General features: G+C 67.8%; 6 protein-coding genes. 2 read left to right on the plus strand and 4 right to left on the minus strand.

From position 1 onward, the window contains the following. Positions 1-41 precede the first annotated feature (41 nt). Both ACFYMP_RS31990 and ACFYMP_RS31995 read left to right on the plus strand, forming a co-directional pair. On the plus strand, positions 42-2,435 hold the full coding sequence (locus ACFYMP_RS31990) for a Helicase associated domain protein (protein WP_388864175.1): 2,394 nt from the start codon (positions 42-44) through the stop codon (positions 2,433-2,435). A 275-nt stretch (positions 2,436-2,710) separates the two neighbouring features. After that, positions 2,711-3,460, plus strand: a complete 750-nt coding sequence (locus ACFYMP_RS31995) for a hypothetical protein (RefSeq protein WP_135067637.1) — start codon at positions 2,711-2,713, stop codon at positions 3,458-3,460. A 253-nt stretch (positions 3,461-3,713) separates the two neighbouring features. Here the strand turns inward: ACFYMP_RS31995 and ACFYMP_RS32000 are convergent, their stop codons facing one another. The 4 genes from ACFYMP_RS32000 to ACFYMP_RS32015 are packed head-to-tail and all read right to left on the minus strand — an operon-like array spanning position 3,714 to position 10,788. Beyond that, the gene (locus ACFYMP_RS32000) at positions 3,714-6,863 is read right to left on the minus strand and encodes a hypothetical protein (protein ID WP_135067639.1); all 3,150 of its coding nucleotides are present in this window, start codon (positions 6,861-6,863) and stop codon (positions 3,714-3,716) included. After that, positions 6,860-8,137: a hypothetical protein gene (locus ACFYMP_RS32005; protein WP_388864177.1), complete on the minus strand. Its 1,278-nt coding sequence runs from the start codon at positions 8,135-8,137 to the stop codon at positions 6,860-6,862. The genes ACFYMP_RS32000 and ACFYMP_RS32005 overlap by 4 nt, the downstream gene beginning before the upstream one ends. Continuing rightward, positions 8,127-9,398, minus strand: coding sequence for a hypothetical protein (locus ACFYMP_RS32010; RefSeq protein WP_388864179.1), 1,272 nt, complete (start codon positions 9,396-9,398; stop codon positions 8,127-8,129). The genes ACFYMP_RS32005 and ACFYMP_RS32010 overlap by 11 nt, the downstream gene beginning before the upstream one ends. Continuing rightward, on the minus strand, positions 9,391-10,788 hold the full coding sequence (locus ACFYMP_RS32015; protein WP_388864181.1) for a Wadjet anti-phage system protein JetD domain-containing protein: 1,398 nt from the start codon (positions 10,786-10,788) through the stop codon (positions 9,391-9,393). The genes ACFYMP_RS32010 and ACFYMP_RS32015 overlap by 8 nt, the downstream gene beginning before the upstream one ends. Between the last annotated feature and the right edge of the window lie 553 nt (positions 10,789-11,341).

An 11,341-nucleotide genomic window follows, 5' to 3' on the forward strand; every position in this document is an offset into this window, starting at 1 on the left:
TGCCTATAGCAACCGCATCAGAACACGGACCGCCCATCGCCATGACCAGATCCACTCCACAGGATCTCGAACGCATCAGCCTCTTCCCGCACCAGAAGCGGGGGCTCGACGCGGTCGTGCGCCATCTGCGGCGGCCACGCAGCCGGGCTCTGTACGTCTCGGCGACGGGCACCGGCAAGACACTGGTGTCCATCCGGGCCGCCGACGCTCTCGACGCACGCCTGGTCCTGGTCGTCGTCCCCACCCTCGACCTGGCCGCCCAGACAGCCCTCGCCTGGCGCCGCGACGGCCACCTGGAGCACATGGTGATCGTGTCCTCCATGGACACCTCCGCCCACGGCGGCCTTGCCGCCCACCGCATCGGATCGACCGGCAGCGCCCAGTCCCTGGCCGCTTTGATGTCGGTCGTGGGGGAGGAGCCCGACCAACTGCCCGCCCTCACTGTGATCTGCACCTACGACTCGCTCGACAAGATCGAGGCAGCCCAGCACGCCCGCTACCCGGTACCTCCGTTCGACCTGGCGGTCATGGACGAGGCCCACCGCATCGCCGGCCGGCCGGACAAGAAGTGGGCCATCGCCAACGACAGCCGGCGCATCCTCGCGGACCGGCGCCTCTACATGACCGCCACCCCCCGCAGTTTCGCCGCACCCGACCTCACCGGCTCCGCAGCCCCGGCCCGCACAGGCCGCATCAGCTCACCGTCCGACCCCGGCACGGCGGAGAACTCGATGGACAACGAAGCCGTCTACGGCAAAAAGGTCTTCGAGTACCCCCTTGCGCAGGCCATCGCCGACGGGGTGGCCGCGGACTACCGCATCGTCGTCCCCACGATCACCGACGCTGAACTGCGCACCCGCCTCAACCAGCCCGCCACCACCACCGACGCCACGGACGCCCTGCGCACCAGCGCGCTGCACCTCGCCGTCCTCAACGCCATGGCCCAGCACTCCCTGCGCAGAGTGCTGATCTTCTTCCACCTGGTCGAAGACGCCAGACGGTTCGCCACCGAACTCGGCCACACCCTGCGGCGCCTGCGCCACGCCCAGCCCGACACCTTCCCTGGCCTGGACCCGGACACTTTCTTCGTCCACGGCGACCACACACCCGAAGAACGCACCGCGCTCTTCGCCCGTTTCGCCGCCTCGAAGAGGGCCGTCCTGGCCAACGCCAAGGTGATCGCCGAAGGTGTCGACATCCCCAGCGTCGACGCCGTCGTCTTCGCCGACCCCACCAGCAGCATCGTCCGCTGCGTCCAGGGCCTGGGCAGGGCCCTGCGCCTGGACGTCAGCGGCAAGACCGCCAACCTCGTCGTCCCCGTCTACATCCCGCCGGGCGCAGACCCTGAAGACATCCTCGGCACCCCCTACGAGCCTGTCTGGGCCATCAGCGCAGCCCTCGCCAGCCACGACTACCGCATCCTCGAACGCCTGCCCACGAAGACCAACCGCCTGACGGCCGAGACCAGCCGCATCATCCAGCACCGCTGGCACTTCGACTTCACCCTCCACCCCGAACGCATCGCCCAGGCCATGGACCTCATCGCCTTCAACCCCCGCGGCTCCCTCAGCCGCTCCCGCCGCCGGGGCCTGGCTGCCGCGCAGGCCTTCCACAACACTCACGGCCACCTCGACGTCCCCACCGACCACCTCGACCCCGTCGGCTACGACCTGGGCGCCTTCATCACCACCACACGCGAGGCCCGCGCCGCCGGCCGCCTCGAGGAGGACTGGATCGCCGAACTCGATGCCCTCGGCATGATCTGGGACAAACACGACGCAGCCTGGCGCGCCCGCCTTGCCGCCGCCGCCGACTCCCACCGCAACCACGGCCATCTCGCCGCGCCCACCACCACGCCCGTCGGGGCCTGGCTCGCCGAGCAGCGCCAACTGGCCGCCAGGAGCCAGCTCGAACCGCAGCGTGCAGCCGACCTCGCGGCCATCGACTCCGACTGGCAGCTGCCGTTCGGCCCGGATTGGCACCGCAAATTTCACCTGCTGCGCGCTCATCTGGCTGCTGGGAACGATCTAGCGGCCCTTCATCGCGACGCCGTCCTCGGATCCGTGAAGATCGGCAGCTGGCTGCACCGCCAGCTCTCCCAGTGGACCACCCTTGCCACCGGCCAGCGGCACCTGATGACGGACCTCGGCCTTACCCCCGAGACCCCCCCACTTGCAGCGGCCCCTCGCTCTCGCCGCACCTTCGCCCAGACTGTACAGATCCTCGAGCTCTTTCTGCATCGCGAGCGCCGGGCCCCCACTGCCCGTGAGGACATCACCGTCGACGGTGAGCAGGTCAGGATCGGTCCGTGGCTTGCCAAAACCCGCACCAAGCATCGAGCCGGGCAACTCCCCACTGAGCGTGCGGCCTTGGTGGCGGCCCTGTTCGACGGCGACTGGACCGACGAAGCCACTCCGCCCGCAGCCCTCCCATAGCCCTGCTCGTTCGGGCAGCCCGTGCTGCAAGCCGGATTCGGCGCTCACCCGAACGGCGGGGACTCTGCTGGCACGGACCGGGCCGAGAGCCCGGAATCAGTGCGGTGCACCAGGAAGCCGCCGCCCCGGGTGGACGGCTCGCAGTGCTCCGCCCTTGAATGGCCAGACAGTGACGCAAGGTCTGCATCTGCGGTGGCCGACGTCCGAGCGCAGTGACTGACTGCAGGCCCTCTATCTTGATGCGTTGTGCCCGTGGATTGCGGGATGGTTGTTCTGTGGATCTCTCTCCTGAGCAGCGCAACGAGCGGGCGACCCAGGGCCTGCAAGGCCTCACTGAGCTGCTGAAACAAGATGTCGGGCAATACGCTCCTGCGGAGTCTGAGCACCGACCCTTTGTCATCGGGTGGGGGCTCGTGGCGGCGCTGCACCGCCAGGCGTGTGCCGTTGTGCTCCTGCATCGTCATGGACTTGGGCATGAGGCCGCCCCCAACCGTCGTCTGATGATCGAGTACATGGCGCAGCTTCAATGGCTGGCCCGTGACGGCGAGGACGCGGCCGACTCCATGAACAAAGCCTTCCAGTACACGCACGGAAGGCTGCGGAAGGCCGTGGACGCAGGCGACGTGTTCACGTACGACAGGGAGGTGGCAGCGGTGGCGGATGCCGTCGCAGCGGCGGTGGTCCCGTCCAACTCTGCCAATGAATTCGCCGCGACGGGCAAGCTTCTGGGGCGCCTTGGCAACGGCCTGCTGGAGATCTGGACTAGCGAGACTCAGTTGTCCCACTCTGGGATCGCTGCGGCTCGCGCCTTCTTCGACGACAGCTCCGACGAAGCTGTTCGCCTCTACGACAGTCCTCGCTACGGGAAGGCACCAAACCCCAACGAGTTGTCCCCATTCGTGGCGTTCATGCTGCTCTACTTCGGGATGGAAGCATTCAACGATCTGATGCCTGACAAACCCTGGACGCCACAACTGGAGCGAATCGCTCGGCAGACGGGGCTGAAACCTGATGAGGACGGATGAGGCAGGCTTCCTGCCGCAGCAAGGGCGCCAGGAAGGACAGGCTACGACCGCCGACCTCCCGGGAACGGCCGGCCCCGCTTGGCGCACAGCAACTGACTCAGACACAAGCTCCGTAGCGCGCCCAGCAAGCCGCTCGCACCAGGCGCACGCACTCGTCAGCCGCCTTCTGTGGATTCCCAGGCTGCTTCGAAGGCTGCAGCTTTCCCGTGCCACAGCCGGGGCCGGCACCGCTCAGCCAGCGAGCACACACCGGTCAGGACCGGCTTGCGACGAGATGGTCCAGGGTTAGCTTGATACGGCGCCGGTTGGCGTCAAACCCGAACATGGCAGTGGGCCGGTTCAGCGGGTCGGATTTCGAGTAGTAGCGGAACTGCAGGATCTGGCCACACATAGGCCCCACGTCCGCCATCAGACCATCCTGGCAGGTGGCCAACACGGTGATGCCGTGCTCCCGCGCGGCATCACGCAACGCGGCGATCACCTCACGACGGTGCTCCGCGCCGAGTGAGTCACCGAGTTCGTCGAGGATGAGGACGCGGCCTCTCGCGTCGGGCGCGGCCAGCAAGGCAGCGAGGACGAGATGGATGGAGAACAGCTTCTCCTGGGCGGTGTTGGTGGGCGCATCATAGGCCAGCAAGGAGCCGCCGGGATTGCGCTGCCACCGGGGCACGACATGGCAGATCCACTGCCCCTCGGCGCTCTCCGGCTCGCTGACGTTATAGACCAAGTCAGCTGCGTACCCCTCCTTGCTGTGCAGCAGGTTGAGCTGGTCGCTGATGCGCTTGAGCGCACTGTGCACCCGTTCCTTGATGGATTCCTGGGTTTCGGCGAGGGCCTGACGTGACTCCTGGACGAGGTCCTGGAGGTAGCTCCGCTCGTCCTTTCGCTCCCGCCGCTTGGCCTCCACTTGCTCCCGAGCCCCTGCATCCCGCTCCTGGTACTCATCAAGCCACGTCTTCAGCGCAGTTAGCGAGCTCCGGAAGATTCTGTCGTGCGGATCATCGGTGTGTGCCTCGTGGTGACGCAGCGCGTCGGCGATTTCCACGGTGGCCACACCGGTGGTCGCCGTGTCCGCGGCGAGCCTCGTCAGCGCGGCCGCCAGACGCGACCGGCTCTCGCTGCGAAGATCCGCACTGGTGCGGACCTCGGCCGGGCGCTCCGCGTCCCGCGGCACAACGGCATAAGCGCCGATGCCATCCGCCGGCTCCGCACCGGGATCATCGTCGGGCAGGCAGCTCCAGTTGAGCTCCTCCAATGCCTCTTCCTCAGAGCCCGTCCAGATCATCCGTGCCCGGTCGGTGCCCGGCGTCCTGCGGAGCTCCTCCAGCTTGCCCTTCCTGCGCTGCGCCTGAGCCCTGTCGTCCTTCACCTTCCGCAGCACGTCCACGAGCTTCTGAGCGCGGTCCTTGGCGGTGCGAAACGCCGTCTGGGCCTCATACGCCGCATCACTGGCCTCTTTGGCCGACGTCCGCAGCCCGGGCAGCGCGGCAGTGTGCTGGGCGAGGGCCTCCTCCAGCTCGCGGACCTTGGGTCCGAGCTGCCGTACGAGCTCTTGGGCCTCGGCCCGTTCGATGTCGCGGCGCAGTTCGGTGATCCGGCGCAGGTGCAGACCGGCACGGGTCTCCAGCGTGGAGTGCTGGGATCGGGCCTGGTCCAGCTGCCCTTCCAGGTGGGCGCAGATGTCCTCCTGGCCGGCGATCGGCTTGTCGAAGCCTCCGATGACGCGAACGCCCAGCCCAGACAGCCAGGCATGCGGAGGAACCGCCACTTCGGTGGCATCGACCAGGGCATGCAGGAACGGCGCCGCCAGCCGGTCGGCGTCCAGGATTCCCTCGGGCAAGCCGTCCGGGACGCCGGGACCGGCCGCCGGTTCACTGGTAGGCCCGCAGATGAGGATGGTCCCGGGCAGACCGCTCACCGCCTGGGTGGCGTCCTCCAGAGCATCGGAGGCGACACACACTGCCTCTCTCCACGGCGCCAGGCGTGCCTCCCACAAGGGCCGCGCGTCAGGATGGATCCGGGTGGTCGCCATCAGTCCCACCGCCCGGTGGGATGAGGCCCCCTCCAGGGCCCGCAGCACCGCGCCCGCCTGTCCAGTGCGCCCCTCCCGGGCCTCGGCGAGCTCCCGCTCCACGGCACGTACACGATCCTCTGCCAGCAGGAGTTCCGCGTTCACCTGAAGCTGGCGCGCCTCCTGATCGCGGACGTGGTCGGCGAGCTCGGTGGGGGAGGGGCCGGCATAGTCCTCGGCCTGTTGCCGCGCCTGGCGCTGATCCTTCTGCGCCCGTTCCAGGTCGCCTCGGAGCTGTCCCAGCTTCTCGCTGGCTTCCTCCACCTCCCGCTGGAGCCCGTCGCTGCGCACCTGCGCGGAACGGGCCGTGTGCTGAAGCTGGTTGATGTCACGGGCCTCGGTGAGCTGGCCCTGCACCGCATCATGCTGCCCAGCCAGCGCTTCCAGATCAGCCTCGACGCGGGCGAGGCTGCTGCTGATACGGCGCTCGTAGACGACGGCATCAAGGGCGGCACGCGCCGATGCCAGGCGCCAGAAGTGGTGAGCGCGGCCGGTTTCCACCCGGGCCCGCTCCCGGGTGTCGACAGAGTGAAGGATGATCTCCTCTTCGCGCCAGGACTTCTCGGCATCGGCCAGCTTGTCAGCCAGGTTCTTCTGCGTCTCGGCCAGCTTCTTGCGGGCCTGTACGTCGTTGGCGAGCATGCCGGCCTTGCCGGTGAGATCGAGCAGCGCCTCCCCGATCTGCACGGGAGTGAAGGTGCCCGCATCCAGTTTCAGCAAGGAGGGCCGCGACCGCATGCCGCCGCGGCTGATGATGTAGGCGAGCAGACGCGGGGCGCGGCCATAGAGGACTTCCGCGTAGTCCGTGGCGCCCAGGAGCTTCCCGCCGAGCGCGCGGAAGAACTCCGGAGCCAGCTCGTGCTGGCTCCGATCGTCTCCGCTGAGCAGCAGGTGCACCCCTTCCTCATGCCGTACCTCGATGTGCGGCGACTTGGTCGATATCTGCAGCCACACGGTGTGCGCACTACCCCCCGGATCCTCGGGTTCGGCGAAGACACCCACGACATAGCCCACCGATGCGGCCTCGTTCACCTCCGGTGACGCACCGGCCGTGACGGGCTCGAACAGCAGCTTGGGCGCGTGTACAGAGCCGCCGCCCGTCATGCGCCATTCCGGATCCCCTAGCAACAGGGCCAGGGCGGCCAGGAAGCTGGTCTTGCCCGACTCATTGGAGTCCTTCGGCCCCCGCCCGGTTACCGCGACGAAGGTACCGGGGACGATGGCTACCGGGTGGGAGGTCAGACGGGCAATGGAGAACGTCTGGACAGCGACCAGCTGACGGGTGCCGATCACCCCACGCTTGCCACGTGCACTTTGGATCTGCTGACTCACATGCGGTCCGTCTCTGTCGGTCCATCGGGCAACTCGCCAGGAGGCGCATCGAGGCCACGCCGCCGCCGGATAGCGGCGGCCAACTGCCCGTCCGGCCGACCGACCAGGATCAGATCCTCCCAGAGCAGGTTGCTGCGGGCCTCGCTCATGCGGTCCAAGGCGGGGCCGGGGAGATAGCGGCCCGTGGTGGCCTCCGCGACCATGCCCGCTGCCCGCAGTCTGCGCAGCGCGGCTCTCATCGCGGCCTTGGAGATCCGCCGGTTGGAGGCGAGCTCTGCCAGGGTGACGGTGTGGGCTTCCCCCGTCCAGCGGTTGTGCCGGTGCCGCCCCTGAGCCCTCGGAATCGCCACCGTGTGCAAGAGGACCAAGGCCAGCACCGCCCGGTCCACCGCGGCGAGGGTCCCAACCCCCTCGGCCACCAGCGCATCGGCGAGCGGATCACAAAACCCGGTGATCCAATTGCCGTCCGCCGTCTGCCGCAGCTGCCGCCCGCACGGCAGCAAGGCCCGCTCCACCGCGGCCCGCATCGCCGGGTCCGCCAGCATCAGCAGCTCACCCCGGGGCACCGGCCTGCGCGCCGTCTCCAGCGTGGCGATGGCGGACCGCAGCACATACCAATCGGACATCTCGTGCGTCGGCTCGGCATCGGCCGGCACCTCATGCGGCGGTACCACCGACGTCGGCTCCCGATCACCCGCCCGCGCATCCGCCAGGGGAGCCGGCAGGAGATGGTGCCCGCGGCGCAGGCCCTCCACCACCACAGCAGGCAACGCCGCAACAGCCGCCCCCAGCCGCAACTCATCCCCGTCCACAGCGATCAGGCCGGCCTCCGGCAGGGTCCGGTCGACCGCCTGCTTCACCGCTTCGCCATCCGCGCCCAGCTGAGAACACAGCGACACAATGTCGGCACGCCTGAACGGTCCGCCCGGGTACGGCGAGCGCTCAGGCCGCGGCCACGCCGCGCGCAGGCAGACCGCCCACACCAGGGTCGGAACCGGCGACAGACCCAGCCGCCCTCCCGTCGTCAGGCTGCCGGCAGCCGGGGCCGTCTCACCGTCCCACCCCAAGACCAGCACATCGGCCGCACCGCCCGCCCCGTGCACGCGGATCACACGGCGCCCGATCCGGGCGGCTGCAGCCGCGGCCGCAGCCGCTACGGGAGCGGACGTCCCAGCCGACGTCACGCCAGCAGCCCGCAACCGCCCCAGAAGCAGCGCTGCTTGGAACGCTCTTTCCTCATCCGCCCCGCTGACGGCGCCCTGTTCAGAAGCCATCCGCGCCCCTCTCACCGGCCTCCTGGCGCCGAAGGCGCAAGGGATGCAGATAGGTGACAGAGGCCTCCGGATCGGCCAGCACGACGTCCTCCACGACGACCGCGTAGGGCTCGTCAGGATCGTCACTCAGCGCCAGCACATCGCTGATGATCGACGCCGCAGCAGGCCACCCCGCCGTATACAGCGCCTGCGTGAGATCCACTTCCTCGTCGACTGTCAACAGCTCATCGGCCAGCAGTCGACGCCGCTCCTGCAGATGCGCGTGCGCCGCTTCGGCCCACTGCAAAGGATCATCCTCATCCTCGCCCTCATCTTCGACCACGAGGGGCCGTACGCGTGCCCGAGAGCGGGGAGCGAAGCCCTCCACCGTCTCCATCAGCTGAGCCGGCTCAATCCACACCGCCGGCACATCAGCCACCAACGCCGTACCCACCTGCGACAGTAGCTCGACGTCACCCTTGACCGCGGCGTGGTCGTACTCCCTCACGGTCAGCACGTCAAAGTTCAGACTGCCACCGCCCTGCTCGAGCACCCTGTCCGCAGCAGCCATGACCTGCAGACGATAGAACTGCTCCGCCTCGATCAGAGCCGAACCAGCCTCCTCGAGCGCCCAGTCGCCACTGAACCGGTCCGTGACCAGCTGGTTCAGTTCCTTCACCTGGCGCGTGAACCCCTGATGATCATGCTGCCGATGCGACTCCATCAACTCGGCTGTCGTGCCGGTAGCGATCTGCCGCTGCAGATCCAACGCGAACACCTGCAACGCGTTCCGGCACGACACCAGATAGTCCAGCGCCGCCTCCGGATCGGGATTGCTGCGGTCGAACACGGCCCTCGCCCGATCCAGCAGCAAGATCAACTCATCAACGCCCCCGTGCTCCGCCAGCCGTTCAGCCGCCAAAGCACCCGCCAGCCCAGCAGGCCGCACCACATATCGGTCCTGATGAGACTTCAGAAGATACGGCTCAAGAAATCCCAGCCGAATCAGGACAGCCAACCGACGGCCGATCAGCTCCTCCGACCAACCCTGCGCATTGCCCTGCAACGCCCGCACGACGTCAGCCTTCGAAAGGCCATGCGCCCCGGCATGCTCGGCAAACACCTTCAAGATCGCAAGCGCCACCCGCGCCACCTCCGGATGCTGCGCCACAGCACCAGCATCCTCAGCAACGGGAGCCATGAACGCCCGCCAGTTGGCCAACTGAACAGCCGCCGCCAGATCCTCCCGATCACCATCCCCGAACGCGAGCTGCTCATCCATCGGCCGGCACCGCCTCCAACAGCCCTACCAGGCGAGGAAGCACCTTCCTGTGCAACGGCTCCTGCTCACACGACTCACCCGTGACCGCGATCTCCGCAGCCAGCACCCGCAACTCCACCGGACCCTCCGCCGCCATCCGCGCCGCCAACTCACGGGCCTTCGGATACTGATCGGGTTCCTGCTCCCGGTAAGGGCCAGCGCGCCACATCTCCACTTCCATCCCCACCGCATGCACCTTGCGGCCCAACCGCCGGGACAAGTCATCGATGATGGCAATCCCGTCAGCATCCAGGTCTCCCCAGATGGCCAGCCGCTCCGGACGCATCCACTCCAGCAAGGCAATCAGCTTGTTGGTCACGTACCCCTTGCCCCAGATGCACAGCCACTGCGACGTGATCTCCGGGATCCCACACACGCGCTCAAAGGTCTCGGAGTTCTCCACCAGAAAGACCCCGCACCCGCCATGCTCGACTTCTCCCACCAGCCGCAGAGCCTCAGCAGGCAGAGCAATCCACGGTTTAGCCACCGCAGCATCCGCAGCAACCGAACCGACCCGCCACCGCAAAGGCCCCCGCACCCGGATATCCACATCAGCCTCATCGAGCGCCAGGTCAAAACTCATGCCGACCAGGTTCTCGAACGCCGTCTGCCGCGCAGGAGTCCACTTCTTCGACCCACTCAACGCAAGACCGGCCAACTCCTTCGCAGACAACCGCTCTTCATCCCGGTGCACCGGCCACCACACCGCAGCCGCACGCACCGCAGCCTCATAGGCAGACCAAGCCTCAGTCCCGACCGCGCTTCCCTGAGGCACCCTCAACGCCGAACCGGCCGGACAGGCATCCAACAACGCCTGCTCGTGCTCCAACTCCGGCACCGGCGCCGTCAGCGCAAGCAGCTCCTTGCGCACCTCGTCGGGATCCCGCCACCCGCGCAGCTCCTGCAGCAACTTATCCGCCTGCAAAGCCCACGAATGAGACAGACGCCATGCCAACGGACCGGCGAGCTCCAGGTCGTCGTCAACCGCGCAACGCAGGACCACACCTCCGCACCGCACCAGCGACAGGGCTACATCCCACGCCCTGTCGCCGAAACGAGATACCACCGTGGACCAAGAGCGCCGCTGCTTCGCAGACAACACCCAGACCAAGTGCCGGCTATCCAGACCCTCAGGCGGCTCGTAGGCCTGCTGCCCCCGAGCGGTCACCAGATCGACTTCCTGGATACGCAGCAGCCCTTGGCGATTGCGGGGCGGGCGGTTTGCCCCCTCACGCCGTACAGGCACCGACAGCGCATGCGTGCCCTCAGGAACCCCCGAGACCGAGACACGGATACGTCCTGCCGCTTCACTGAACAACAGAGCCATAGAGCCGAAAGCCTCGGCACTCATTTGCCCTCCAGAGCCACACCACACCCGAACGTAGGCATATCCACTCTGTCAGGAGGCCACACCACCCTCTGATGTATCCCACAAATCAACAAAATGAGTCCAATGCAACACCGGCGCAGACGGGTCATGTGACGCGCCGTTAACCGCCGCACCTGCCAGCTCGGAGTGGAGGCAACAGAGAAATCTCCGGAATCACCAAAACTTTTCTAGAAGGGAAGCACCCGCCACTGGTCGGCGAGACACAACACACCACCCCTGCGTGGTTCCGCTGACGAACTGTCACCCAAAGCCCGGCCCCTATAGCCAGCGAGGCCCGCGTCAGCGGGCCCAGAAGTCCTGGAGGCGCAGCCGGAAGGACCGGCGAGGAGGGGGAGCGCAGCGGACCCGCAGATCCGGGAGCGCAGCTCCCGGATCGTCAACCTGGCCGCAGCGGCCAGGTTGTGCAGTCGGCGCAGCCGACTGTCAGGCTCCCGCAGAGCGGGAGCGCAACCACCGCGCGCAGCGCGGTGGTTCGCTTGCTTCGGGCGCCGCCCTAAGGGACCCGCTCCGCGGG

Source organism: Streptomyces sp. NPDC007088 (genome assembly GCF_042869355.1).
In the GTDB taxonomy this organism is placed as follows: Bacteria; Actinomycetota; Actinomycetes; order Streptomycetales; family Streptomycetaceae; genus Streptomyces.